Raw genomic sequence first — 25,204 nt, 5'->3', positions numbered from 1 at the left:
GCGTTTGTTTTGCCCAGCCCCTTCTGCGCGGTCCTCATCACCCGGAAGGAGGCCGAGGCTCATGGCGACGTCTGACAAGAACGCAGCCGTTGCGGAGATCACGGAGAAGCTCCGTGACTCCCACGCAGCTGTTGTGACTTCTTACACCGGACTGAGTGTGGCGCAGCTCAAGGAGCTGCGTCGTTCTCTCGGCGAGAACGCTCAGTACCGTGTGGTGAAGAACACGCTGACCAAGATCGCGGCCAAGGAGGCCGGGATTCAGCTGGACGAGCACCTCAAGGGCTCGACCGCTGTTGCCTTCGTGACCGGTGACCCGGTCACGGCGGCGAAGGGTCTTCGTGACTTCGCCAAGGAAAACCCCGCTCTCGTCATCAAGGGCGGTGTCCTTGACGGCAAGGCGCTGTCCGCCGACGAGATCAAGAAGCTTGCGGACCTCGAGTCCCGCGAGGTTCTGCTCGCCAAGCTGGCGGGTGGCATGAAGGCGTCCATGGCCAAGGCCGCGGCGACCTTCCAGGCCCCGCTCACGAAGTTCGCCCGCACCGCGGACGCGCTTCGCAGCAAGGTCGAGCAGGGCGGTGCCGGTACGCCGGCTCCCGCCGAGGCTGCCGAGTAACCACACTCATGCCCCTGCCGGGGCGTGGCACTCGTAGGCCCAGCGGGCCCGTACGCCCGCCATTCATGTACATCCGGCACCCGCCGAATTAGTGGAAGGACCGCCACCATGGCGAAGCTCAGCCAGGAAGACCTGCTCGCGCAGTTCGAGGAGATGACCCTCATCGAGCTCTCCGAGTTCGTGAAGCTCTTCGAGGACAAGTTCGACGTCGAGGCTGCTGCCCCGGTCGCCGTTGCCGCCGCCGGTGCCCCGGGCGCCCCGGCCGCCGCCGCCGAGGAGGAGAAGGACGAGTTCGACGTCATCCTCACCGGTGCGGGCGACAAGAAGATCCAGGTCATCAAGGTCGTGCGTGAGCTGACCTCCCTGGGTCTGAAGGAGGCCAAGGACCTCGTCGACGGCACCCCGAAGCCCGTCCTCGAGAAGGTCGCCAAGGACGCCGCCGAGAAGGCCGCCGAGTCCCTCAAGGGCGCCGGCGCCTCCGTCGAGGTCAAGTGACTTCACTGAGTCTTCCGACTCACGTCCCGGGCGCCTGAGGCGTCAGGGACACGTGCCAAGGGCGATCACCCATGCGGGTGGTCGCCCTTCGGCGTGCTCGTCACGGCTGCATTCCCTCGCGCCTGCGTGCGAGTATGGTGATCTTCGTTGCCCGGACCTGCCCCCATGTGACGATCTCCCCGAGGTGGGGGGCCTTGACGAACCGGACGCGGCGCGCAATTCTCGGGACGCGACGCAGAAGCGATCCAGGGTTCGAGGCATGGATCGCCGACGAAGAGGGAAGCATCGGTGTGCGCCACTGGCGCAGGGCTTTCGGCAGGCGCAGGGCATTGAGAAGAACAAACGAGGGCTTCCTCCGGTGCGGAGGACACGGCCCCCCGGAGGGAGAAGATCGGTATCACGGTGCTGAACCGGTCTCCGGAAACTCGCTCTGGACATCAGTGTGCCAAGTGGCTACACTGACCCTTTGCGCTGCCTGTTAGCTGCTCCCTGCCCGTCACCAGGGGCATACCCGAGCCCGAGCAAAGCTGAATGATCCGCCCTGATCTGGGCTTTCCCTCAGTCTGTTCGGTTCGGGACCGGTACGCGCGTAGTGAGTCCGAGCCCTCGGAAGGACCCCCTCTTGGCCGCCTCGCGCAACGCCTCGACTGCCAATACGAACAACGGCGACAGCACCGCCCCGCTGCGCATCTCTTTTGCGAAGATCAAGGAGCCCCTCGGGGTTCCGAACCTCCTTGCGCTGCAGACCGAAAGCTTCGACTGGCTGCTCGGCAATGCCGCATGGAAGGGTCGCGTCGAGGCTGCGCTGGAGAGTGGGCAGGAAGTCCCCACCAAGTCCGGTCTGGAAGAGATCTTCGAAGAGATCTCCCCGATCGAGGACTTCTCCGGGTCGATGTCGCTGACGTTCCGCGACCACCGCTTCGAGCCCCCGAAGAACTCCATCGACGAGTGCAAGGAGCGCGACTTCACGTACGCGGCTCCGCTCTTCGTCACCGCTGAGTTCACGAACAACGAGACCGGCGAGATCAAGTCCCAGACGGTCTTCATGGGCGACTTCCCGCTCATGACCAACAAGGGAACCTTCTGCATCAACGGCACCGAGCGTGTCGTCGTCTCGCAGCTGGTCCGCTCGCCGGGCGTGTACTTCGACAGCTCCATCGACAAGACGTCCGACAAGGACATCTTCTCCGCCAAGATCATCCCGTCCCGGGGTGCCTGGCTGGAGATGGAGATCGACAAGCGCGACATGGTCGGTGTGCGCATCGACCGCAAGCGCAAGCAGTCCGTCACCGTCCTGCTCAAGGCGCTCGGGTGGACCACCGAGCAGATCCTCGAGGAGTTCGGCGAGTACGAGTCCATGCGCGCCACCCTGGAGAAGGACCACACCCAGGGCCAGGACGACGCGCTGCTCGACATCTACCGCAAGCTGCGTCCGGGCGAGCCGCCGACCCGTGAGGCCGCGCAGACGCTGCTCGAGAACCTCTACTTCAACCCGAAGCGCTACGACCTCGCGAAGGTCGGCCGCTACAAGGTCAACAAGAAGCTCGGCGGCGACGAGCCGCTCGACGCCGGTGTGCTGACCACCGATGACGTCATCGCCACGATCAAGTACCTGGTCAAGCTGCACGCCGGTGAGACCGAGACGATCGGCGAGAACGGCACGGAGATCGTCGTCGAGACCGACGACATCGACCACTTCGGCAACCGCCGTCTGCGCAACGTCGGCGAGCTGATCCAGAACCAGGTCCGTACGGGTCTCGCCCGTATGGAGCGCGTCGTGCGTGAGCGCATGACCACCCAGGACGTCGAGGCGATCACGCCGCAGACCCTGATCAACATCCGGCCGGTCGTCGCCTCCATCAAGGAGTTCTTCGGCACCAGCCAGCTGTCGCAGTTCATGGACCAGACCAACCCGCTGTCGGGTCTGACCCACAAGCGCCGTCTGTCGGCGCTGGGCCCGGGCGGTCTCTCCCGTGAGCGGGCCGGCCTGGACGTCCGTGACGTGCACCCCTCGCACTACGGCCGCATGTGCCCGATCGAGACCCCTGAAGGTCCCAACATCGGTCTGATCGGCTCGCTGGCCTCCTACGGCCGGGTCAACGTCTTCGGCTTCATCGAGACGCCCTACCGCAAGGTCGTCGACGGCCAGGTCACCGAGGAGGTGGACTACCTCACCGCTGATGAGGAGGACCGCTTCCTGATCGCCCAGGCCAACGCGAAGCTCTCCGAGGACATGCGCTTCGCCGAGCAGCGTGTCCTGGTCCGCCGCCGCGGCGGCGAGGTCGACCTGGTGCCGGCCGACGAGGTCGACTTCATGGACGTCTCGCCGCGCCAGATGGTGTCGGCCGCGACCGCCATGATCCCGTTCCTCGAGCACGACGACGCCAACCGCGCGCTCATGGGATCGAACATGATGCGCCAGGCCGTTCCGCTGATCAAGGCGGAGTCGCCGCTGGTCGGCACCGGCATGGAGTACCGCTGCGCGGTCGACGCCGGCGACGTCATCAAGGCGGAGAAGGACGGTGTGGTCCAGGAGGTCTCCGCGGACTACATCACCGTCGCCAACGACGACGGCACGTACACCACGTACCGCGTCGCCAAGTTCACCCGCTCCAACCAGGGCACCTCCTTCAACCAGAAGGTCGTCGTGGACGAGGGCGCGCGCGTCATCGAGGGCCAGGTCCTCGCCGACGGTCCGTCCACCGAAGAGGGCGAGATGGCCCTCGGTAAGAACCTGCTCGTGGCGTTCATGCCGTGGGAGGGTCACAACTACGAGGACGCGATCATCCTGTCGCAGCGCCTCGTGCAGGACGACGTCCTCTCCTCGATCCACATCGAGGAGCACGAGGTCGACGCCCGTGACACCAAGCTGGGCCCCGAGGAGATCACCCGGGACATCCCGAACGTCTCCGAGGAGGTCCTCTCCGACCTCGACGAGCGCGGCATCATCCGTATCGGTGCCGAGGTCGTCGCCGGCGACATCCTCGTCGGCAAGGTCACGCCCAAGGGTGAGACCGAGCTGACCCCCGAGGAGCGCCTGCTCCGCGCGATCTTCGGTGAGAAGGCGCGCGAGGTGCGCGACACCTCGCTGAAGGTGCCGCACGGTGAGATCGGCAAGGTCATCGGCGTCCGCGTCTTCGACCGCGAAGAGGGCGACGAGCTGCCCCCGGGCGTGAACCAGCTGGTCCGCGTCTACGTCGCCCAGAAGCGCAAGATCACCGACGGCGACAAGCTCGCCGGCCGGCACGGCAACAAGGGCGTCATCTCGAAGATCCTGCCGGTCGAGGACATGCCGTTCCTCGAGGACGGCACCCCGGTCGACATCATCCTCAACCCGCTGGGTGTCCCGTCCCGAATGAACCCGGGACAGGTCCTGGAGATCCACCTCGGCTGGCTCGCCAGCCAGGGCTGGAAGGTCGAGGGTGTCGAGGAGGAGTGGAAGAAGCGTCTCCACTCGATCTCCGCCGACGAGGTCGCCCCCGGCTCCAACGTCGCCACCCCGGTGTTCGACGGTGCGCGCGAGGACGAGATCTCCGGTCTCTTCGAGTCGACGATCCCCAACCGTGACGGTGAGCGGATGGTCAAGGGCTCCGGCAAGGCCCGGCTGTTCGACGGCCGCTCCGGTGAGCCGTTCCCGGACCCGATCTCGATCGGGTACATGTACATCCTCAAGCTGCACCACCTGGTCGACGACAAGCTCCACGCGCGTTCGACCGGTCCGTACTCGATGATCACCCAGCAGCCGCTGGGTGGTAAGGCTCAGTTCGGTGGCCAGCGGTTCGGTGAGATGGAGGTGTGGGCGCTGGAGGCATACGGCGCCGCATACGCCCTCCAGGAGCTGCTGACGATCAAGTCCGACGACGTGACCGGCCGCGTGAAGGTCTACGAGGCCATCGTCAAGGGCGAGAACATCCCCGAGCCCGGCATTCCCGAGTCCTTCAAGGTGCTCATCAAGGAAATGCAGTCCCTGTGCCTCAACGTGGAGGTGCTGTCCTCGGACGGCATGTCCATCGAGATGCGCGACACCGACGAGGACGTCTTCCGCGCAGCGGAGGAGCTCGGCATCGACCTGTCCCGGCGCGAGCCGAGCAGCGTCGAAGAGGTCTGACGGGAGTCCGGCCGGGGAGCCAGCGATGGTTCCCCCGGCCGGCCCCAGGACCCCCGTTTCAGACCCCAAGACTTACAACCCTGAGAGGGATTGACGCATAGTGCTCGACGTCAACTTCTTCGATGAGCTCCGGATCGGTCTGGCCACCGCTGACGACATCCGTCAGTGGAGCCACGGCGAGGTCAAGAAGCCCGAGACCATCAACTACCGCACGCTCAAGCCCGAAAAGGACGGACTCTTCTGCGAGAAGATCTTCGGTCCGACCCGGGACTGGGAGTGCTACTGCGGTAAGTACAAGCGCGTCCGCTTCAAGGGCATCATCTGCGAGCGCTGCGGCGTCGAGGTCACTCGCGCCAAGGTGCGGCGTGAGCGGATGGGCCACATCGAGCTTGCCGCTCCCGTGACCCACATCTGGTACTTCAAGGGCGTGCCGAGCCGGCTGGGCTACCTGCTGGACCTCGCGCCCAAGGACCTCGAGAAGGTCATCTACTTCGCCGCCTACATGATCACGTGGGTGGACGAGGAGCGCCGTACGCGCGACCTGCCCTCGCTGGAGGCGCACGTCTCCGTCGAGCGTCAGCAGATCGAGCAGCGCCGCGACTCCGACCTGGAGGCCCGCGCCAAGAAGCTCGAGACCGACCTGGCCGAGCTGGAGGCCGAGGGCGCCAAGGCGGACGTGCGCCGCAAGGTGCGCGAGGGTGCCGAGCGCGAGATGAAGCAGCTGCGCGACCGTGCGCAGCGCGAGATCGACCGTCTCGACGAGGTCTGGAACCGCTTCAAGAACCTCAAGGTCCAGGACCTCGAGGGCGACGAGCTGCTCTACCGCGAGCTGCGGGACCGCTTCGGCACGTACTTCGACGGCTCCATGGGTGCCGCCGCCCTGCAGAAGCGCCTGGAGACCTTCGACCTCGACGAGGAGGCCGAGCGCCTCCGCGAGATCATCCGGACCGGCAAGGGCCAGAAGAAGACCCGTGCGCTCAAGCGCCTCAAGGTCGTCTCCGCCTTCCTGCAGACCCGCAACAGCCCCAAGGGCATGGTGCTGGACTGCATCCCGGTGATCCCGCCGGACCTGCGTCCGATGGTGCAGCTGGACGGTGGCCGCTTCGCGACCTCCGACCTGAACGACCTGTACCGCCGTGTGATCAACCGCAACAACCGCCTCAAGCGGCTTCTCGACCTCGGCGCGCCCGAGATCATCGTGAACAACGAGAAGCGGATGCTGCAGGAGGCCGTCGACGCGCTGTTCGACAACGGCCGCCGCGGTCGCCCGGTCACCGGTCCCGGTAACCGCCCGCTGAAGTCCCTCAGTGACATGCTGAAGGGCAAGCAGGGCCGCTTCCGTCAGAACCTGCTCGGTAAGCGAGTCGACTACTCGGCGCGTTCCGTCATCGTCGTCGGCCCGCAGCTCAAGCTGCACCAGTGCGGTCTGCCCAAGGCCATGGCGCTGGAGCTCTTCAAGCCGTTCGTGATGAAGCGCCTGGTGGACCTCAACCACGCGCAGAACATCAAGAGCGCCAAGCGCATGGTCGAGCGCGGCCGCACCGTCGTGTACGACGTCCTCGAAGAGGTCATCGCCGAGCACCCGGTGCTGCTGAACCGTGCACCCACCCTGCACCGTCTGGGCATCCAGGCCTTCGAGCCGCAGCTGGTCGAGGGCAAGGCCATTCAGATTCACCCGCTCGTCTGCACCGCGTTCAACGCGGACTTCGACGGTGACCAGATGGCCGTCCACCTCCCGCTGTCCGCGGAGGCCCAGGCCGAGGCCCGCATCCTGATGCTGTCCTCGAACAACATCCTCAAGCCGGCCGACGGCCGTCCGGTCACCATGCCGACCCAGGACATGGTGCTCGGTCTCTTCTTCCTCACCACGGATGAAGAGGAGCGCAAGGTCATCGGTGAGGGCCGGGCGTTCGGCTCGACCGCCGAGGCGATCATGGCGTTCGACGCCAAGGAGCTCTCGCTCCAGGCGAAGGTCGACATCCGCTTCCCGATCGGCACCGTCCCGCCGCGCGGCTGGACCCCGCCGGTTCCGGAAGAGGGCGAGCCCGAGTGGCAGCCCGGTGACAGCTTCCGCCTGCGGACGACCCTGGGCCGCGCGCTCTTCAACGAGCTGCTGCCCGAGGACTACCCGTTCGTCGACTACTCGGTGGGCAAGAAGCAGCTCTCCGCGATCGTCAACGACCTGGCCGAGCGCTACCCCAAGGTCATCGTTGCGGCGACGCTCGACAACCTGAAGGCGGCCGGCTTCCACTGGGCGACCCGTTCCGGCGTCACCGTCGCCGTCTCGGACATCGTCGTGCCGGAGGCCAAGAAGGCCATCGTCGCGGGCTACGAGGCCCAGGACGAGAAGGTCCAGAAGCAGTACGAGCGCGGTCTGATCACCAAGGACGAGCGCACGCAGGAACTCATCAACATCTGGACCAAGGCGACCAACGAGGTCTCCGAGGCGATGAATGAGAACTTCCCCAAGACGAACCCCATCTTCATGATGGTTGACTCGGGTGCCCGAGGAAACATGATGCAGATGCGGCAGATCGCGGGTATGCGTGGTCTGGTGTCGAACGCCAAGAACGAGACCATCCCGCGTCCGATCAAGGCCTCGTTCCGCGAGGGTCTGTCCGTGCTGGAGTACTTCATCTCCACGCACGGTGCCCGTAAGGGTCTGGCGGACACCGCTCTGCGTACCGCCGACTCCGGTTACCTCACCCGTCGTCTGGTCGACGTCTCCCAGGACGTCATCATTCGCGAGGAGGACTGCGGCACCGAGCGCGGCCTCAAGCTGCGGATCGCCTCGAAGGACGCCGCGGGTGTCCTGCGCAAGGCGGACGACGTCGAGTCCAGCGTCTACGCACGCATGCTGGCCGAGGATGTCGTCGTCGACGGCAAGGTCGTCGCCCCGGCGAACGTCGACCTCGGTGACGTGCTCATCGACGCGCTGGTCAACGCGGGCGTCGAGGAGGTCAAGACCCGCTCGGTCCTGACCTGTGAGTCCGCGGTCGGCACCTGTGCCTTCTGCTACGGCCGTTCGCTGGCCACCGGCAAGCTGGTCGACATCGGTGAGGCGGTCGGCATCATCGCCGCCCAGTCCATCGGTGAGCCCGGCACCCAGCTGACGATGCGTACCTTCCACACCGGTGGTGTGGCCGGTGACGACATCACCCTGGGTCTGCCGCGTGTCGTCGAGCTCTTCGAGGCCCGTACGCCCAAGGGCGTCGCCCCGATCTCGGAGGCGGCCGGCCGCGTCCGGATCGAGGAGACCGAGAAGACCAAGAAGGTCGTTGTCACCCCGGACGACGGCAGCGACGAGATGGCCTACGGCGTCTCCAAGCGTGCCCGTCTCCTGGTGGGCGAGGGCGACCACGTCACGGTCGGCCAGCCGATGACCGTGGGTGCCGTCAACCCGCACGACGTGCTGCGGATCCTCGGCCAGCGTGCCGTCCAGGTCCACCTGGTCGGCGAGGTCCAGAAGGTCTACAACAGCCAGGGCGTGGCGATCCACGACAAGCACATCGAGATCATCATCCGGCAGATGCTGCGCCGTGTGACGATCATCGAGTCCGGCGACGCGGAGCTGCTGCCGGGCGAGCTGGTGGAGCGCACGAAGTTCGAGGGTGAGAACCGTCGGGTCGTGGCGGAGGGTGGCCACCCGGCCTCCGGCCGTCCGCAGCTGATGGGTATCACCAAGGCGTCGCTGGCCACCGAGTCGTGGCTGTCGGCGGCGTCCTTCCAGGAGACGACCAGGGTCCTGACCGACGCGGCGATCAACGCCAAGTCGGACTCCCTGATCGGCCTCAAGGAGAACGTCATCATCGGTAAGCTCATCCCGGCCGGTACGGGCCTGTCCCGCTACCGCAACATCCGGGTCGAGCCGACCGAGGAGGCGAAGGCCGCGATGTACTCGGCCGTCGGTTACGACGACATCGACTACTCGCCCTTCGGCACCGGCTCCGGCCAGGCGGTCCCGCTGGAGGACTACGACTACGGTCCGTACAACCAGTAATCCTGGTCCGTACGACAGCAACAGGGCGGTCACCCCTCGGGGTGGCCGCCCTGCGGCGTGTGCGGGCGCCCCCTTTCCGCCCGTCCTCCCGTGGCAGGCGTGCGTGCGGGGGAACTTGTCCTCCCTTCTCTGCGTCTGTGATGAGAAGATGGGGAGAACTGTCGAGCGGGGGGAGGTTCGCGAAGTGGCATTCCAGCCGTGGCAGGGTGGGCAGCCTGCTCAGCCGTCGAATCAGGTGCCGGTCATGCGTGCCTCGCACGCCGATCGTGAGCGGGCGGTCGATGTGCTCAAGGCGGGATTCGCCGAGGGGCGGCTGCAGCAGCCGGAGTACGAGCAGCGGCTCGCGCGGGCCTACCAGGCCCAGACCCACGCCGAGTTGCAGATGCTGGTCGCGGATCTGCCGCAGGGGCCGGTGCCGCAGGCGCAGTTCCTGCCGCAGCGCCCGATGATGCCGGCGACCTTCCTGCCGATGCAGATGCCGCCGCCGGTGCCCACGAACGGTTCGGCGACGGGCGCCCTGGTCTGTGGGATCATGACGCCGGTGACCTGGGGGCTGACGGCGATCCCGGCCGTGATCCTGGGGCACAAGGCGCGTGCCGAGATCCGCCGCACCGGCGAGCGCGGGGACGGGCAGGCCCTCGCCGGCCTGGTGCTCGGCTGGCTGGGCATCGGCGGCTGGACGCTGTTCCTCCTGCTGTCGGTCCTGCTCGCCGTGTCCAACCTCTAGGGGCTGCGGGGCCGGCCGGCCCCGGTCGTGGCGGGGGAGCGGTGCCTTCTTCCGTAGGGCCGTGGATCGCACTACGGTGGCCGCAACGCCGTGAGGAGTCCGGCGTGTCCTTCGCGTGTGCATTTGTTTTGACCGCAGCCAATGCGGTAGGTACGCTCTGACCTTGTGCCTGGGGTGTCCCTGGGCTGCCGTATGCGCAATCTCCCGAGCTTCTGCCCGGAGTGCGCTCACCGCGGTGGCCAGGTTTTGACACCGCAATCTGCCGCCACGCTCGTTCCAGCGAGGGTTCGGACTGCAGTATTCGACACACCCGACCGCGTGGGTCGGGGAAGTTCCAGGTTAGCTTTACCGAGACTGGCACACAGAAACCGGAGAAACGGTGCCTACGATCCAGCAGCTGGTCCGCAAGGGCCGGCAGGACAAGGTCGAGAAGAACAAGACGCCCGCGCTCGAGGGTTCCCCCCAGCGCCGTGGCGTCTGCACGCGTGTTTTCACGACCACCCCGAAGAAGCCGAACTCGGCCCTGCGTAAGGTCGCGCGTGTGCGTCTGACCAGCGGGATCGAGGTCACCGCTTACATTCCGGGTGAGGGCCACAACCTGCAGGAGCACTCGATCGTGCTCGTGCGTGGTGGTCGTGTGAAGGACCTGCCGGGTGTTCGGTACAAGATCATCCGCGGCTCCCTCGACACGCAGGGCGTCAAGAACCGCAAGCAGGCTCGCAGCCGCTACGGCGCCAAGAAGGAGAAGTAAGAATGCCTCGTAAGGGCCCCGCCCCGAAGCGCCCGGTCATCATCGACCCGGTCTACGGTTCTCCTCTGGTGACCTCCCTCATCAACAAGGTGCTGCTGAACGGCAAGCGCTCCACCGCCGAGCGCATCGTCTACGGCGCCATGGAGGGTCTGCGCGAGAAGACCGGTAACGACCCGGTCATCACGCTCAAGCGCGCGCTCGAGAACATCAAGCCGACCCTTGAGGTCAAGTCCCGCCGTGTCGGTGGCGCGACCTACCAGGTCCCGGTCGAGGTCAAGCCCGGCCGCGCCGCCACCCTCTCGCTCCGCTGGCTCGTGGGCTACTCCCGCGCCCGCCGCGAGAAGACCATGACCGAGCGCCTCATGAACGAACTGCTCGACGCCTCCAACGGCCTCGGCGCTTCGGTCAAGAAGCGTGAGGACACGCACAAGATGGCCGAGTCCAACAAGGCCTTCGCGCACTACCGCTGGTAGTCGCAACCCACATCGAGACCGAGAGAAGATTGAGCCACTATGGCCACCACTTCGCTTGACCTGGCCAAGGTCCGCAATATCGGGATCATGGCCCACATCGACGCGGGCAAGACGACCACCACCGAGCGGATCCTGTTCTACACCGGTGTTTCGTACAAGATCGGTGAGGTCCACGACGGCGCTGCCACGATGGACTGGATGGAGCAGGAGCAGGAGCGCGGCATCACCATCACGTCTGCCGCGACGACCTGCCACTGGCCGCTGGAAGACGTCGACAACACCATCAACATCATCGACACCCCGGGCCACGTCGACTTCACGGTCGAGGTGGAGCGCTCGCTGCGCGTCCTGGACGGTGCGGTGACGGTGTTCGACGGCGTTGCCGGTGTCGAGCCCCAGTCCGAGACCGTCTGGCGTCAGGCGGACCGCTACGGCGTGCCGCGTATCTGCTTCGTCAACAAGCTCGACCGCACGGGTGCCGAGTTCCACCGCTGCGTCGACATGATCGTCGACCGCCTGGGCGCGACCCCGATCGTGATGCAGCTGCCGATCGGCACCGAGGCCGACTTCAAGGGCGTCGTCGACCTCGTGACGATGAAGGCCCTGGTCTGGTCGGCCGAGGCCGCCAAGGGCGAGATGTACGACACCGTCGACATCCCGGACACCCACATCGAGGCTGCCGACGAGTGGCGCGGCAAGCTGCTCGAGGCCGTGGCCGAGAACGATGAAGAGGTCATGGAGCAGTACCTGGAGGGCCAGGAGCCCACCGTGGAGCAGCTCTACGCCGCGATCCGCCGGATCACCATCGCTTCGGGCAAGGCCGAGAACACCACCGTCACCCCGGTGTTCTGCGGTACCGCGTTCAAGAACAAGGGCGTGCAGCCCCTGCTCGACGCGGTCGTGCGCTACCTCCCCTCCCCGTTGGACGTCGAGGCCATCGAGGGCCACGCGGTCAACGACGCGGAAGAGGTCATCAAGCGCAAGCCGTCCGTGGACGAGCCGCTTTCCGCCCTCGCGTTCAAGATTGCGAGCGACCCCCACCTGGGCAAGCTCACCTTCATCCGGGTGTACTCGGGCCGCCTTGAGGCCGGCTCGCAGGTGCAGAACTCCGTGAAGGGCAAGAAGGAGCGCATCGGCAAGATCTACCGGATGCACGCGAACAAGCGTGAGGAGATCGACTCGGTGGGTGCCGGTGACATCGTCGCCGTCATGGGTCTGAAGCAGACCACCACCGGTGAGACCCTCTGTGACGCGGGCAACCCGGTCATCCTGGAGTCGATGGAGTTCCCGGCCCCGGTCATCCAGGTCGCCATCGAGCCCAAGTCCAAGGGCGACCAGGAGAAGCTGGGTGTCGCCATCCAGCGACTCGCCGAAGAGGACCCCTCGTTCCAGGTTCACACCGACGAGGAGACCGGCCAGACCATCATCGCGGGTATGGGCGAACTGCACCTCGACGTGCTGGTCGACCGTATGAAGCGTGAGTTCCGGGTCGAGGCCAACGTCGGCAAGCCGCAGGTCGCGTACCGCGAGACCCTGCGCAAGCCGGTCGAGCGTCTCGACTACACGCACAAGAAGCAGACTGGTGGTTCCGGCCAGTTCGCGAAGGTGCAGATCGCGATCGCGCCGCTCGAGGGCGACGGGTACGAGTTCGAGAACAAGGTCACCGGTGGCCGTATCCCGCGGGAGTACATCCCGTCCGTGGACGCGGGCTGCCAGGAGGCCATGGAGTTCGGTGTTCTCGCCGGCTACCCGCTGACCGGTGTCAAGGTCACCCTCCTCGACGGTGCCTTCCACGAGGTTGACTCGTCGGAAATGGCCTTCAAGATCGCCGGTTCGATGGCCTTCAAGGAGGCCGCCCGCAAGGCCTCCCCGGCCCTGCTCGAGCCGATGATGAAGGTCGAGGTCACCACGCCCGAGGACTACATGGGCGATGTGATCGGCGACATCAACTCCCGCCGTGGTCAGATCCAGTCCATGGAGGACCGCAGCGGCGCCAAGCTCGTCACGGGCCTGGTTCCGCTCTCGGAGATGTTCGGCTACGTCGGAGACCTCCGCAGCAAGACGTCGGGTCGCGCAAGCTACTCGATGCAGTTCGACTCCTACGCCGAGGTTCCCCGGAACGTCGCCGAGGAGATCATCGCGAAGGCCAAGGGCGAATAGCTCCGTCTCCCGAGAGCCGGAACACGCTTTAGGCTTGACACCGTCTGGTGGGGCAATCCCCGCAATCCGTGAGGATTGCCCCGCCAGCCGGCACCCCAGCAAAGATCACCTGGCGCCGATGAGTAAGGCGTACAGAACCACTCTTCAGGAGGACCCCCGTGGCGAAGGCGAAGTTCGAGCGGACTAAGCCGCACGTCAACATCGGCACCATCGGTCACGTCGACCACGGTAAGACGACTCTTACCGCGGCGATCACCAAGGTGCTGCATGACGAGTTCCCTGACCTGAACCCCTTCACGCCTTTCGAGGACATCGACAAGGCGCCGGAGGAGCGGCAGCGCGGTATCACCATTTCGATCGCGCACGTGGAGTACCAGACGGCCAACCGTCACTACGCCCACGTTGACTGCCCGGGTCACGCGGACTACATCAAGAACATGATCACCGGTGCCGCCCAGATGGACGGCGCGATCCTCGTGGTCGCCGCGACCGATGGTCCCATGCCGCAGACCAAGGAGCACGTGCTCCTGGCGCGTCAGTCCGGCGTTCCGTACATCGTTGTCGCCCTGAACAAGGCCGACATGGTGGACGACGAGGAGATCATGGAGCTCGTCGAGCTCGAGGTTCGTGAGCTCCTGTCCGAGTACGAGTTCCCGGGCGACGACCTGCCGGTCGTCAAGGTCTCCGCTCTCAAGGCGCTCGAGGGCGACCCGGAGTGGACCAAGTCCGTCGTCGAGCTGATGAAGGCCGTGGACGAGAACGTCCCCGAGCCCAAGCGTGACGTCGACCAGCCGTTCCTGATGCCGATCGAGGACGTCTTCACGATCACCGGTCGTGGCACCGTCGTCACCGGCCGCATCGAGCGCGGTGTCCTCAAGGTCAACGAGACCGTCGACATCATCGGCATCAAGACCGAGAAGACCACCACCACGGTCACCGGTATCGAGATGTTCCGCAAGCTGCTCGACGAGGGCCAGGCCGGTGAGAACGTCGGTCTGCTGCTCCGCGGCATCAAGCGCGAGGACGTCGAGCGCGGCCAGTGCATCATCAAGCCGGGTTCGGTCACCCCGCACACCGAGTTCGAGGCCACGGCCTACATCCTGTCGAAGGACGAGGGTGGCCGTCACACCCCGTTCTTCAACAACTACCGCCCGCAGTTCTACTTCCGTACGACTGACGTGACCGGCGTGGTGACCCTCCAGGAGGGCACCGAGATGGTCATGCCGGGCGACAACGCCACCATGAACGTCTCGCTGATTCAGCCGGTCGCCATGGAGGAGGGCCTGCGGTTCACCATCCGTGAGGGTGGCCGTACCGTCGGCGCCGGCCAGGTCACCAAGGTCATCAAGTAATTGGTGAGCTGACCCGGTAGCTCCTCGGAGCTTTCGAGCCGTGTGCTCGTGAGAAGTGCCCGTACGACCTCGGTCGTACGGGCACTTCTGCGTGTGTGGCGGGGGAGGGGCGGCGCCGGCCCCGCGGACCTTGTCAGGCCGGCGCGGCTCGCGGAGCATGGGGCGGTCGGCGCGTACTCCACAACGGAGACGCGACCCTTCGCCACAGGAGTGACACCGTGCTGCGCACCATGGTCAAGTCCAAGATCCACCGTGCCACCGTGACCCAGGCCGATCTGCACTACGTCGGTTCGGTCACCGTCGACGCCGACCTGCTGGACGCCGCCGATCTGCTGCCCGGCGAGCTGGTCCACATCGTCGACGTCACGAACGGCGCCCGGCTGGAGACCTACACGATCGAGGGCGAACGCGGCTCCGGCGTGATCGGCATCAACGGGGCGGCCGCCCATATGGTCCACCCCGGGGACCTGGTCATCCTGATCAGCTACGCGCAGGTCGACGACGCGCAGGCGCGGACGCTGCGGCCGCGGGTGGTCCATGTCGACGCCGGCAACCGCATCGTGGACCTCGGCGCGGACCCCTCGGAGCCGGCCCCGGGCAGCGGGACGGTGCGGGGGCCGGGGGCGGTGGCGCGGGCTTAGCCCGCCGGCCGGGGCGCCGCGCGGCGGCGCCGGGCCGGGCGGCCTCCTCCGAGGCGGTAGGGGCGCCCCTCGCGGCGCGACGCGGCGCGGGGGTCCAGGGGCGCCGCCGCCCCCGGCGCAGGGCCGCAGGGGGCGGACGAGCCGCCCTTGCGGGGTGTCCCTGCCGGGTTCCCGCCGGGGTGTCCCCGCCGGGTTCCCCGCCGCGTGACGAAGGGGAAATCCGGCGACTTTCCCGCGAGTTCCCCCTCCCGGGGGCGCCGATCGGTCCGGCGGTCGGGTAGTGTCTCCGGCTTCGGTTGGCCAGTGGTGTAGCCCGTGTGGCACACTGTCCAGGTTGCTCGGTTGAGTGCCGATGCTGCGCGCCTCCCGCCGGGAGGACCGGAAGCGAGTCCCAGGTATTCGTCGTCCCTTCTCAGGGCCGGAAATACGGGAATCTTCCGGGAAGCGTCAGCGGGGTGCCTCGGCCAGGCGCCCGGTGGGTGTTCTTCCCCTGCCATCTCCTTCTTGAAGGATCCCTCGTGTGGGGATTTACGAGAAGGGGTGCGACACGCCCGACCGCGTGGGTCGGAGAAGAACAGCGTCTCTCAGGAGGCGCAGCGCACCGGGTCCCAGAGCGTTACGAGAGACAGGACTACGAAGTAGCCATGGCGGGACAGAAGATCCGCATCCGGCTCAAGGCCTACGACCACGAGGTCATCGACTCTTCGGCGAAGAAGATCGTCGAGACGGTGACCCGTACTGGTGCGTCGGTCGCGGGCCCGGTGCCGCTGCCCACTGAAAAGAACGTGTACTGCGTCATCAAGTCGCCGCACAAGTACAAGGACTCGCGCGAGCACTTCGAGATGCGCACGCACAAGCGCCTGATCGACATCCTCGACCCGACGCCCAAGACCGTTGACTCGCTGATGCGCCTGGACCTTCCGGCCGGCGTTGACATCGAGATCAAGCTCTGAGAGGCGCGGAAGAGATGGCAAAGCAGATCAAGGGCATCCTGGGCGAGAAGCTCGGCATGACCCAGGTCTGGGACGAGAACAACCGTGTCGTCCCGGTGACCGTGGTGAAGGCCGGCCCCTGTGTCGTTACCCAGGTGCGCACCAATGACCAGGACGGTTACGACTCCGTCCAGATCGCCTTCGGCGAGATCGACCCGCGCAAGGTGAACAAGCCCCTCAAGGGCCACTTCGCGAAGGCCGACGTCACCCCCCGTCGCCACCTCGTCGAGGTCCGTACCACCGATGCCGGTGAGTACACCCTCGGCCAGGAAGTGACCGCTGAGACCTTCGAGTCCGGCGTCAAGGTGGATGTGACCGGCAAGAGCAAGGGCAAGGGCTTCGCCGGTGTCATGAAGCGTCACGGCTTCCATGGCGGCAAGGCCTCCCACGGTGCCCACCGCGTGCACCGTAAGCCTGGCTCCATCGGTGGCTGTGCCACCCCGGGCCGCGTGTTCAAGGGCATGCGGATGGCCGGCCGTATGGGCAATGAGCGGGTCACCACCCAGAACCTGACCGTCCATGCCGTTGACGCGGAGAAGGGTCTGCTGCTCATCAAGGGCGCAGTTCCTGGTCCGAACGGCGGCCTCGTCCTGGTCCGTACCGCGGCCAAGGGGGCCTGAGGTAACCGATGAGCACCATTGACATCCTTTCGCCGGCAGGCGACAAGGCCGGTAGCGTCGAACTCCCCACGGAGATCTTCGACGCCAAGGTCAGCGTTCCGCTGATCCACCAGGTCGTTGTCGCGCAGCTGGCCGCGGCCCGTCAGGGCACGCACAAGACCAAGACTCGCGGCGAGGTCCGCGGCGGTGGCAAGAAGCCTTACCGCCAGAAGGGCACCGGCCGGGCGCGTCAGGGTTCGACCCGTGCGCCGCAGTTCGCCGGCGGTGGCATCGTCCACGGCCCCGTGCCGCGTGACTACAGCCAGCGGACCCCGAAGAAGATGAAGGTCGCCGCCCTGCGCGGTGCCCTCACCGACCGGGCCCGCAACAGCCGTATCCACGTCGTTTCCGGCGTGGTCGAGGGCGACATCTCCACCAAGGCCGCCAAGACTCTCCTCGGCAAGGTCAGCGAGCGCAAGAACGTGCTCCTGGTCGTCGAGCGCAGCGACGAGGCCGCGTGGCTGTCCGCCCGCAACCTGCCCCAGGTGCACATCCTGGAGCCGGGCCAGCTGAACACGTATGACGTGCTCGTCTCCGACGACGTGGTCTTCACCAAGGCCGCCTTCGAGTCCTTCGTGTCTGGCCCCAAGGCCAACGCTGAGACCGAAGGGAGCGACGCCTGATGACTGAGGCCGTCGTCACCAGCAAGACCTTCACGGACCCGCGCGACGTTCTCGTCAAGCCGGTGGTTTCCGAGAAGAGCTACGCGCTGCTGGACGAGAACAAGTACACGTTCATCGTCGCGCCCGGCTCGAACAAGACCCAGATCAAGCAGGCCGTCGAGGCGGTCTTCTCGGTCAAGGTCACCGGGGTCAACACGATCAACCGGCAGGGCAAGCGCAAGCGCACCCGCACCGGTTACGGCAAGCGCGCAGACACCAAGCGCGCCATCGTGACCCTCGCCGAGGGCGACCGTATCGACATCTTCGGCGGCCCGGTCTCCTAACGGAGTCCGAGTCGTCCGGAATCGGACGAGGACTGAGAAATGGGTATCCGCAAGTACAAGCCGACGACCCCGGGCCGTCGTGGCTCCAGCGTCGCCGACTTTGTCGAGATCACGCGGTCCACGCCGGAGAAGTCGCTGGTCCGCCCCCTGCACAGCAAGGGCGGCCGTAACAACGCCGGTCGTGTGACCGTTCGCCACCAGGGCGGTGGCCACAAGCGCGCCTACCGAGTGATCGACTTCCGTCGTCACGACAAGGACGGCGTGCCGGCCAAGGTCGCGCACATCGAGTACGACCCCAACCGCACCGCGCGCATCGCGCTCCTGCACTACGCAGACGGCGAGAAGCGCTACATCATCGCGCCCCGTGGCCTGGCCCAGGGTGCTCGGATTGAGAACGGCCCTGGCGCCGACATCAAGCCGGGCAACAACCTGCCGCTGCGTCACATCCCCGTGGGTACGACGATCCACGCGATCGAGCTGCGTCCGGGCGGCGGTGCGAAGTTCGCCCGCTCGGCCGGTGCCTCCGTGCAGCTGCTGGCGAAGGAGGGCCGCATGGCCCACCTCCGTATGCCGTCGGGTGAGATCCGCCTGGTCGACGTCCGCTGCCGCGCCACTGTGGGCGAGGTCGGCAACGCCGAGCAGTCGAACATCAACTGGGGCAAGGCCGGCCGTATGCGCTGGAAGGGCGTCCGCCCGACCGTGCGTGGTGTCGTCATGAACCCGGTCGACCACCCGCACGGTGGTGGTGAGGGCAAGACCTCCGGTGGTCGCCACCCGGTCTCGCCCTGGGGTCAGAAGGAGGGTCGTACTCGTTCGCCGAAGAAGGCGAGCAACAAGTACATCGTCCGCCGCCGCAAGACGAACAAGAAGCGCTAGGAGCGGGTTTAGATGCCGCGCAGTCTCAAGAAGGGGCCCTTCGTCGACGACCACCTTTCCAAGAAGGTGGATGTTCAGAACGATGCCGGCACCAAGAACGTCATCAAGACCTGGTCCCGCCGCTCCATGATCGTCCCGGCCATGCTCGGCCACACGATCGCGGTGCACGACGGCCGCAAGCACGTCCCGGTGTTCGTCACCGAGTCGATGGTCGGCCACAAGCTCGGCGAGTTTGCGCCGACCCGCACCTTCCGCGGCCACGAGAAGGACGACCGCAAGTCGCGGCGTCGTTGATCGGCGGAGTGCGAAGACTATGACTGACACCGAAGGGACAACCATGGAAGCCAGGGCCCAGGCGCGGTACATCCGCGTCACGCCCATGAAGGCCCGCCGCGTGGTGGACCTTATCCGTGGCATGAATGCCACGGAGGCTCAGGCGGTCCTGCGTTTCGCCCCGCAGGCCGCGAGCGTGCCGGTGGGCAAGGTGCTCGACAGCGCCATTGCCAACGCCGCGCACAACTACGACCACACCGACGCCGGCAGCCTCGTCATCTCCGAGGCCTATGTCGACGAGGGCCCGACCCTGAAGCGGTTCCGTCCGCGTGCCCAGGGCCGTGCCTACCGGATCCGCAAGCGGACCAGCCACATCACCGTGGTCGTCAGCAGCAAGGAAGGAACCCGGTAATGGGCCAGAAGGTAAACCCGCACGGGTTCCGTCTCGGCGTGACGACGGACTTCAAGTCCCGCTGGTACGCCGACAAGCTGTACAAGGACTACGTCAAGGAAGACGTCGCCATTCGTCGCATGATGACGAAGGGCATGGAGCGCGCCGGTATCTCCAAGGTGGAGATCGAGCGCACCCGTGAGCGCGTCCGCGTTGACATCCACACCGCTCGTCCGGGCATCGTCATCGGCCGCCGCGGCGCCGAGGCCGACCGCATCCGCGGTGAGCTGGAGAAGCTGACCGGCAAGCAGGTCCAGCTGAACATCCTCGAGGTCAAGAACCCCGAGACCGACGCTCAGCTGGTGGCCCAGGCCGTCGCCGAGCAGCTGTCCTCCCGCGTCTCCTTCCGTCGCGCCATGCGTAAGAGCATGCAGTCGACGATGAAGGCCGGCGCCAAGGGCATCAAGATCCAGTGCGGTGGCCGTCTCGGCGGCGCCGAGATGTCCCGCTCGGAGTTCTACCGCGAGGGCCGTGTGCCCCTGCACACGCTCCGTGCGAACGTCGACTACGGCTTCTTCGAGGCCAAGACCACCTTCGGCCGTATCGGTGTGAAGGTCTGGATCTACAAGGGCGACGTCAAGAACATCGCCGAGGTGCGTGCCGAGAACGCTGCCGCCCGTGCGGGTAACCGCCCGGCCCGCGGTGGCGGCAACGACCGCCCGCGCCGCGGTGGCGAGCGTGGCGGCCGCGGTGGCCGCAAGCCGCAGCAGCAGAACGCCGGCGCCGAGGCCCCCAAGGCCGAGGCTGCTGCCGCTGCTCCGGCGGAGACCCCCGGAACGGAGGCCTGACCGACATGCTGATCCCTCGCAGGGTCAAGCACCGCAAGCAGCACCACCCGAAGCGCAGCGGTATGGCCAAGGGTGGCACCGAGCTGGCCTTCGGTGAGTACGGCATTCAGGCCGTCACCCCGGCTTACGTGACGAACCGTCAGATCGAGTCCGCTCGTATCGCGATGACCCGTCACATCAAGCGTGGCGGCAAGGTCTGGATCAACATTTACCCGGACCGCCCGCTCACGAAGAAGCCGGCCGAAACCCGCATGGGTTCCGGTAAGGGTTCTCCGGAGTGGTGGGTCGCGAACGTCAAGCCCGGTCGGGTGATGTTCGAGCTGTCCTTCCCGAACGAAAAGGTTGCCAAGGAGGCGCTGACCCGCGCCGCCCACAAGCTTCCGATGAAGTGCCGCATCGTGCGGCGCGAGGCAGGTGAGTCGTGATGGCGGCCGGTACCAAGGCGACCGAGCTGCGCGAGCTGAATGACGAGGACCTCGTCGGCAAGCTTCGTGAGGCCAAGGAGGAGCTGTTCAACCTCCGCTTCCAGGCGGCGACCGGACAGCTCGAGAACCACGGTCGGCTCAAGTCCGTCCGTAAGGACATCGCCCGGATCTACACCCTGATGCGTGAGCGCGAGCTGGGCATCGAGACGGTGGAGAGCGCCTGATGAGCGAGAAGAATGTGACTGAGACGAACGAGCGCGGTTTCCGCAAGACCCGTGAGGGTCTCGTCGTCAGCGACAAGATGGACAAGACCGTCGTCGTCGCTGTCGAGGACCGCGTCAAGCACGCGCTGTACGGCAAGGTCATCCGCCGTACCAACAAGCTCAAGGCGCACGACGAGCAGAACGCTGCCGGTGTCGGCGACCGCGTCCTCCTGATGGAGACCCGGCCGCTGTCCGCCACCAAGCGCTGGCGCATCGTCGAGATCCTCGAGAAGGCCAAGTAATCCCTCCTGGGGGTCCGCCCCAGGAGCAGTTCCGCCAGGCTCGGTGAGAAGCGCGAAGCACTCGCGCTTCTCACCGGGAACCGGCAGACAATCAGGAGATAGACGTGATCCAGCAGGAGTCGCGACTGCGTGTCGCCGACAACACTGGTGCGAAGGAGATCCTTTGCATCCGTGTTCTCGGTGGTTCCGGTCGCCGCTACGCGGGCATCGGTGACGTCATCGTCGCCACCGTCAAGGATGCGATCCCCGGTGGCAACGTGAAGAAGGGTGACGTCGTCAAGGCCGTCATCGTTCGCACCGTCAAGGAGCGCCGCCGTCCGGACGGCTCGTACATCCGCTTCGACGAGAACGCGGCCGTCATCCTCAAGAACGATGGCGACCCCCGCGGCACCCGCATCTTCGGCCCGGTGGGCCGGGAGCTGCGCGAGAAGAAGTTCATGAAGATCATCTCGCTCGCGCCGGAGGTGCTGTAACCGATGAAGATCAAGAAGGGCGACCTGGTCCAGGTCATCACCGGTAAGGACAAGGGCAAGCAGGGCAAGGTCATCCAGGCCTTCCCCCGCGAGGACCGCGTCCTGGTCGAGGGTGTCAACCGGGTCAAGAAGCACACCAAGGCCGGACAGACCGCTCGTGGGTCGAAGACCGGCGGCATCGTGACGACCGAGGCTCCCGTCCACGTCAGCAACGTGCAGCTGGTTGTGGAGAAGGACGGGAACAAGGTCGTCACCCGCGTCGGATACCGCTTCGACGACGAGGGCAACAAGATCCGCGTTGCCAAGCGGACCGGTGAGGACATCTGATGACTGCCACCACCAACGCGCCGCGTCTCAAGACGCGCTACCGCGAAGAGATCGCCGGGAAGCTGAAGGACGAGTTCTCGCTCGAGAACGTCATGCAGATCCCCGGTCTGACCAAGATCGTGGTCAACATGGGTGTGGGCGACGCCGCCCGCGACTCCAAGCTGATCGAGGGTGCCATCAAGGACCTCACCACGATCACCGGCCAGAAGCCGGCCGTCACCAAGGCCCGTAAGTCCATCGCGCAGTTCAAGCTGCGTGAGGGCCAGCCGATCGGTGCCCACGTCACCCTCCGCGGTGACCGCATGTGGGAGTTCCTGGACCGTCTGCTGTCGCTCGCGCTGCCGCGCATCCGCGACTTCCGTGGTCTGTCCCCGAAGCAGTTCGACGGCCGGGGCAACTACACCTTCGGTCTCACGGAGCAGGTCATGTTCCACGAGATCGACCAGGACAAGATCGACCGTACCCGGGGTATGGACATCACCGTGGTCACCACGGCGACCAACGACGACGAGGGCCGCGCCCTCCTTCGTCACCTCGGCTTCCCGTTCAAGGAGGCGTGAGCGAGATGGCGAAGAAGGCTCTGATTGCCAAGGCTGCTCGCAAGCCGAAGTTCGGTGTGCGTGCCTACACGCGCTGCCAGCGCTGCGGCCGTCCGCACTCCGTTTACCGTAAGTTCGGCCTGTGCCGCGTGTGCCTTCGTGAGATGGCTCACCGTGGCGAGCTGCCGGGCGTGACCAAGAGCTCCTGGTAATCCCTTAGTTGGGATGACCAGAAGCTCTCGGTAAGTATTCGGTCGGTGGGCGCCCGGGCCCTTCTATCCCGTAGGGTGGAAGGGTTTGGGCGCACCGCCGCCGAGACCGACCGCGGGCCGAGCCCGCATAACGTCGCTTACTACGCCGTAGGTCCCCGCGCCGCACCCGTCCCGACTCTGATCGGGGAGAGGGATGGCGCACATAGGAAACCCCGGCGAGAGAGGCCGAAGGCCAATTCATGACCATGACTGATCCCATCGCAGACATGCTGACCCGTCTGCGGAACGCGAACTCGGCGTACCACGACACCGTCGTGATGCCGCACAGCAAGATCAAGTCGCACATCGCGGAGATCCTCCAGCAGGAGGGTTACATCACCGGCTGGAAGGTCGAGGACGCCGAGGTCGGCAAGAACCTCGTCCTCGAGCTGAAGTTCGGCCCGAACCGCGAGCGCTCGATCGCCGGCATCAAGCGGATCTCGAAGCCGGGCCTCCGGGTCTACGCAAAGTCCACCAACCTGCCGAAGGTCCTCGGCGGCCTGGGCGTGGCGATCATCTCCACGTCCCACGGTCTCCTGACCGGTCAGCAGGCCAGCAAGAAGGGCGTGGGTGGGGAAGTCCTCGCCTACGTCTGGTAACCAGGGAACGGAGGAATAGCTAATGTCGCGTATTGGCAAGCTGCCCATCCAGGTTCCCGCTGGTGTGGACGTCACCATCGAGGGCCGCACGGTCGCGGTGAAGGGCCCCAAGGGTTCCCTCTCGCACACCGTTGTGGCGCCCATCGAGGTCGCCAAGGGTGAGGACGGCGTGATCAACGTCTCCCGCCCGAACGACGAGCGTCAGAACAAGGCCCTGCACGGCCTGTCCCGCACGCTGGTGGCGAACATGATCACCGGCGTGACCCAGGGGTACAGCAAGGCGCTCGAGATCAGCGGTGTCGGCTACCGCGTTCAGGCGAAGGGCTCCAACCTGGAGTTCTCGCTGGGCTACAGCCACCCCATCATCGTCGAGGCGCCCGAGGGCATCTCCTTCAAGGTCGAGTCCCCGACCAAGCTCAGCGTCGAGGGCATCGACAAGCAGAAGGTCGGCGAGGTGGCGGCGAACATCCGCAAGCTGCGCAAGCCTGACCCGTACAAGGCCAAGGGCGTCAAGTACGCCGGCGAGGTCATCCGCCGCAAGGTCGGAAAGGCTGGTAAGTAAGCCATGGCATACGGTGTGAAGATCGCGAAGGGTGACGCCTACAAGCGCGCCGCCGCCAAGCGTCGCCACATCCGCATCCGTAAGCGGATTTCGGGTACCCCGGAGCGCCCGCGTCTGGTGGTGACGCGGTCCAACCGTGGCATCACCGCGCAGGTCATCGACGACATCAAGGGCCACACGCTGGCCTCGGCGTCGAGCCTGGACGCGTCGATCCGTGGTGGCGAGGGCGACAAGAGCGCCCAGGCCCAGAAGGTCGGCTCCCTGGTCGCTGAGCGTGCCAAGGCCGCCGGTGTCGAGGCCGTCGTGTTCGACCGTGGTGGCAAGCAGTACGCCGGGCGGATTGCCGCTCTGGCCGACGCCGCCCGCGAAGCCGGGCTGAAGTTCTAAGCCCCGGTTCCGGAGCTAGCGGACGTAACAGAGAGAGGTAATTCCAATGGCTGGACCCCAGCGCCGCGGGAGCGGTGCCGGTGGCGGCGAGCGGCGGGACCGGAAGGGTCGCGACGGTGGCGCTGCCGCCGAGAAGACCGCGTACGTTGAGCGCGTTGTCGCGATCAACCGCGTCGCCAAGGTAGTCAAGGGTGGTCGTCGCTTCAGCTTCACCGCGCTGGTCGTGGTGGGCGACGGTGACGGCACCGTAGGTGTCGGTTACGGCAAGGCCAAGGAAGTTCCGGCTGCCATCGCCAAGGGCGTGGAAGAGGCCAAGAAGAACTTCTTCAAGGTCCCCCGTATCCAGGGCACCATCCCTCACCCCATCCAGGGCGAGAAGGCTGCGGGCGTCGTCCTGCTCAAGCCTGCTTCCCCCGGTACCGGTGTGATCGCCGGTGGCCCCGTGCGTGCCGTTCTGGAGTGCGCGGGCATCCACGACGTGCTGAGCAAGTCGCTCGGTTCGTCGAACCCGATCAACATCGTGCACGCCACGGTGACCGCGCTTCAGGGCCTGCAGCGCCCCGAGGAGATCGCGGCCCGTCGTGGCCTGCCGCTGGAGGACGTTGCTCCCGCCGCTCTGCTGCGGGCGCGTGCAGGGGTGACCGCGTAATGGCGCACCTCAAGATCACGCAGACGAAGTCCTTCATCGGTAGCAAGCAGAATCACCGCGACACCCTTCGTTCGCTGGGCCTCAAGCGGCTCAACGACGTGGTTGTCAAGGAGGACCGTCCCGAGTTCCGCGGCATGGTGCACACCGTCCGCCACCTCGTGACGGTTGAGGAGGTCGACTGA

30 protein-coding genes are annotated in these 25,204 nt (G+C 66.2%); all 30 read left to right on the top strand.

The genetic code is table 11. The features are described 5' to 3' along the window. Positions 1-61 precede the first annotated feature (61 nt). The 30 genes from rplJ to rpmD all read left to right on the top strand — a co-directional run bounded on the left by rplJ (position 62) and on the right by rpmD (position 25,204). Positions 62-613: a 50S ribosomal protein L10 gene (rplJ, locus tag ACQP17_RS16435; RefSeq protein WP_364880232.1), complete on the top strand. Its 552-nt coding sequence runs from the start codon at positions 62-64 to the stop codon at positions 611-613. Positions 614-721: 108 nt separating this feature from the next. Beyond that, positions 722-1,108 carry a 50S ribosomal protein L7/L12 gene (gene rplL / locus ACQP17_RS16430; RefSeq protein WP_189101118.1) on the top strand — a complete coding sequence of 129 codons (387 nt, stop codon included), beginning with the start codon at positions 722-724 and terminating at the stop codon, positions 1,106-1,108. Positions 1,109-1,730: 622 nt separating this feature from the next. Continuing rightward, positions 1,731-5,216, top strand: coding sequence for a DNA-directed RNA polymerase subunit beta (gene rpoB / locus ACQP17_RS16425; RefSeq protein ID WP_364880230.1), 3,486 nt, complete (start codon positions 1,731-1,733; stop codon positions 5,214-5,216). Positions 5,217-5,316: 100 nt separating this feature from the next. After that, on the top strand, positions 5,317-9,216 hold the full coding sequence (locus ACQP17_RS16420) for a DNA-directed RNA polymerase subunit beta' (protein WP_189101116.1): 3,900 nt from the start codon (positions 5,317-5,319) through the stop codon (positions 9,214-9,216). A gap of 244 nt (positions 9,217-9,460) precedes the next feature. Beyond that, on the top strand, positions 9,461-9,943 hold the full coding sequence (locus ACQP17_RS16415) for a DUF1707 and DUF4190 domain-containing protein (RefSeq protein WP_433856967.1): 483 nt from the start codon (positions 9,461-9,463) through the stop codon (positions 9,941-9,943). Positions 9,944-10,322: 379 nt separating this feature from the next. Beyond that, a complete protein-coding gene (gene rpsL, locus ACQP17_RS16410) occupies positions 10,323-10,694 on the top strand; it encodes a 30S ribosomal protein S12 (protein ID WP_003948652.1) in 372 nt (123 codons plus the stop codon). 2 nt (positions 10,695-10,696) lie between these two features. Then, on the top strand, positions 10,697-11,167 hold the full coding sequence (gene rpsG / locus ACQP17_RS16405) for a 30S ribosomal protein S7 (protein WP_004571813.1): 471 nt from the start codon (positions 10,697-10,699) through the stop codon (positions 11,165-11,167). Positions 11,168-11,206: 39 nt separating this feature from the next. After that, on the top strand, positions 11,207-13,327 hold the full coding sequence (gene fusA / locus ACQP17_RS16400; RefSeq protein ID WP_433856966.1) for an elongation factor G: 2,121 nt from the start codon (positions 11,207-11,209) through the stop codon (positions 13,325-13,327). Between the two features lie 158 nt (positions 13,328-13,485). Further along, positions 13,486-14,679, top strand: a complete 1,194-nt coding sequence (gene tuf, locus ACQP17_RS16395) for an elongation factor Tu (RefSeq protein ID WP_433856965.1) — start codon at positions 13,486-13,488, stop codon at positions 14,677-14,679. A gap of 218 nt (positions 14,680-14,897) precedes the next feature. Beyond that, positions 14,898-15,320, top strand: a complete 423-nt coding sequence (panD, locus tag ACQP17_RS16390) for an aspartate 1-decarboxylase (RefSeq protein ID WP_433856964.1) — start codon at positions 14,898-14,900, stop codon at positions 15,318-15,320. 644 nt (positions 15,321-15,964) lie between these two features. Continuing rightward, a complete protein-coding gene (rpsJ, locus tag ACQP17_RS16385) occupies positions 15,965-16,273 on the top strand; it encodes a 30S ribosomal protein S10 (RefSeq protein WP_003948644.1) in 309 nt (102 codons plus the stop codon). Between the two features lie 14 nt (positions 16,274-16,287). Further along, positions 16,288-16,932 carry a 50S ribosomal protein L3 gene (gene rplC / locus ACQP17_RS16380; protein WP_030986140.1) on the top strand — a complete coding sequence of 215 codons (645 nt, stop codon included), beginning with the start codon at positions 16,288-16,290 and terminating at the stop codon, positions 16,930-16,932. Between the two features lie 8 nt (positions 16,933-16,940). Then, complete coding sequence (rplD, locus tag ACQP17_RS16375; RefSeq protein ID WP_189101108.1) at positions 16,941-17,594, top strand: 50S ribosomal protein L4; 654 nt, start codon at positions 16,941-16,943, stop codon at positions 17,592-17,594. Continuing rightward, entirely contained in the window at positions 17,594-17,917 is a 324-nt protein-coding gene (gene rplW / locus ACQP17_RS16370; RefSeq protein WP_069567068.1) for a 50S ribosomal protein L23, read from the top strand. The genes rplD and rplW overlap by 1 nt, the downstream gene beginning before the upstream one ends. A 39-nt stretch (positions 17,918-17,956) precedes the next feature. Next, entirely contained in the window at positions 17,957-18,793 is an 837-nt protein-coding gene (gene rplB, locus ACQP17_RS16365; protein ID WP_018090900.1) for a 50S ribosomal protein L2, read from the top strand. Positions 18,794-18,805: 12 nt separating this feature from the next. Beyond that, positions 18,806-19,087: a 30S ribosomal protein S19 gene (rpsS, locus tag ACQP17_RS16360; protein ID WP_018090899.1), complete on the top strand. Its 282-nt coding sequence runs from the start codon at positions 18,806-18,808 to the stop codon at positions 19,085-19,087. 43 nt (positions 19,088-19,130) lie between these two features. Next, positions 19,131-19,478 (top strand): 50S ribosomal protein L22, encoded by a 348-nt coding sequence (gene rplV / locus ACQP17_RS16355; protein ID WP_037839423.1) that lies wholly within the window; start codon positions 19,131-19,133, stop codon positions 19,476-19,478. Further along, the gene (gene rpsC / locus ACQP17_RS16350; RefSeq protein ID WP_433856963.1) at positions 19,478-20,305 is read left to right on the top strand and encodes a 30S ribosomal protein S3; all 828 of its coding nucleotides are present in this window, start codon (positions 19,478-19,480) and stop codon (positions 20,303-20,305) included. The genes rplV and rpsC overlap by 1 nt, the downstream gene beginning before the upstream one ends. A 5-nt stretch (positions 20,306-20,310) precedes the next feature. Then, positions 20,311-20,730, top strand: coding sequence for a 50S ribosomal protein L16 (gene rplP / locus ACQP17_RS16345; RefSeq protein WP_006604880.1), 420 nt, complete (start codon positions 20,311-20,313; stop codon positions 20,728-20,730). Beyond that, positions 20,730-20,954 carry a 50S ribosomal protein L29 gene (rpmC, locus tag ACQP17_RS16340; RefSeq protein ID WP_018090896.1) on the top strand — a complete coding sequence of 75 codons (225 nt, stop codon included), beginning with the start codon at positions 20,730-20,732 and terminating at the stop codon, positions 20,952-20,954. The genes rplP and rpmC overlap by 1 nt, the downstream gene beginning before the upstream one ends. Then, on the top strand, positions 20,954-21,235 hold the full coding sequence (gene rpsQ / locus ACQP17_RS16335; RefSeq protein ID WP_006604882.1) for a 30S ribosomal protein S17: 282 nt from the start codon (positions 20,954-20,956) through the stop codon (positions 21,233-21,235). Before rpmC ends, rpsQ begins: the two co-directional genes overlap by 1 nt. A gap of 104 nt (positions 21,236-21,339) precedes the next feature. Further along, positions 21,340-21,708: a 50S ribosomal protein L14 gene (gene rplN / locus ACQP17_RS16330; RefSeq protein WP_003998823.1), complete on the top strand. Its 369-nt coding sequence runs from the start codon at positions 21,340-21,342 to the stop codon at positions 21,706-21,708. A gap of 3 nt (positions 21,709-21,711) precedes the next feature. Then, the gene (rplX, locus tag ACQP17_RS16325) at positions 21,712-22,035 is read left to right on the top strand and encodes a 50S ribosomal protein L24 (protein WP_006604883.1); all 324 of its coding nucleotides are present in this window, start codon (positions 21,712-21,714) and stop codon (positions 22,033-22,035) included. After that, positions 22,035-22,595 (top strand): 50S ribosomal protein L5, encoded by a 561-nt coding sequence (gene rplE, locus ACQP17_RS16320; protein WP_364880217.1) that lies wholly within the window; start codon positions 22,035-22,037, stop codon positions 22,593-22,595. Before rplX ends, rplE begins: the two co-directional genes overlap by 1 nt. A 5-nt stretch (positions 22,596-22,600) precedes the next feature. Then, positions 22,601-22,786, top strand: a complete 186-nt coding sequence (locus ACQP17_RS16315; RefSeq protein WP_003956452.1) for a type Z 30S ribosomal protein S14 — start codon at positions 22,601-22,603, stop codon at positions 22,784-22,786. 239 nt (positions 22,787-23,025) lie between these two features. Continuing rightward, the gene (gene rpsH, locus ACQP17_RS16310) at positions 23,026-23,424 is read left to right on the top strand and encodes a 30S ribosomal protein S8 (protein WP_260639342.1); all 399 of its coding nucleotides are present in this window, start codon (positions 23,026-23,028) and stop codon (positions 23,422-23,424) included. Between the two features lie 22 nt (positions 23,425-23,446). After that, entirely contained in the window at positions 23,447-23,986 is a 540-nt protein-coding gene (gene rplF, locus ACQP17_RS16305) for a 50S ribosomal protein L6 (protein ID WP_189101100.1), read from the top strand. A gap of 3 nt (positions 23,987-23,989) precedes the next feature. After that, the gene (rplR, locus tag ACQP17_RS16300) at positions 23,990-24,373 is read left to right on the top strand and encodes a 50S ribosomal protein L18 (protein ID WP_249637716.1); all 384 of its coding nucleotides are present in this window, start codon (positions 23,990-23,992) and stop codon (positions 24,371-24,373) included. Between the two features lie 46 nt (positions 24,374-24,419). Further along, positions 24,420-25,022: a 30S ribosomal protein S5 gene (gene rpsE / locus ACQP17_RS16295; protein ID WP_006604888.1), complete on the top strand. Its 603-nt coding sequence runs from the start codon at positions 24,420-24,422 to the stop codon at positions 25,020-25,022. Then, entirely contained in the window at positions 25,022-25,204 is a 183-nt protein-coding gene (gene rpmD, locus ACQP17_RS16290) for a 50S ribosomal protein L30 (protein ID WP_030074796.1), read from the top strand. The genes rpsE and rpmD overlap by 1 nt, the downstream gene beginning before the upstream one ends.

The sequence above is a fragment of the Streptomyces kronopolitis genome (genome assembly GCF_050953795.1).
GTDB classification, from domain to species: domain Bacteria; phylum Actinomycetota; class Actinomycetes; order Streptomycetales; family Streptomycetaceae; genus Streptomyces; species Streptomyces kronopolitis_A.
Note: the sequence above shows the minus strand (reverse complement) of the source record. Positions and strands in the feature narration are given on the sequence as shown.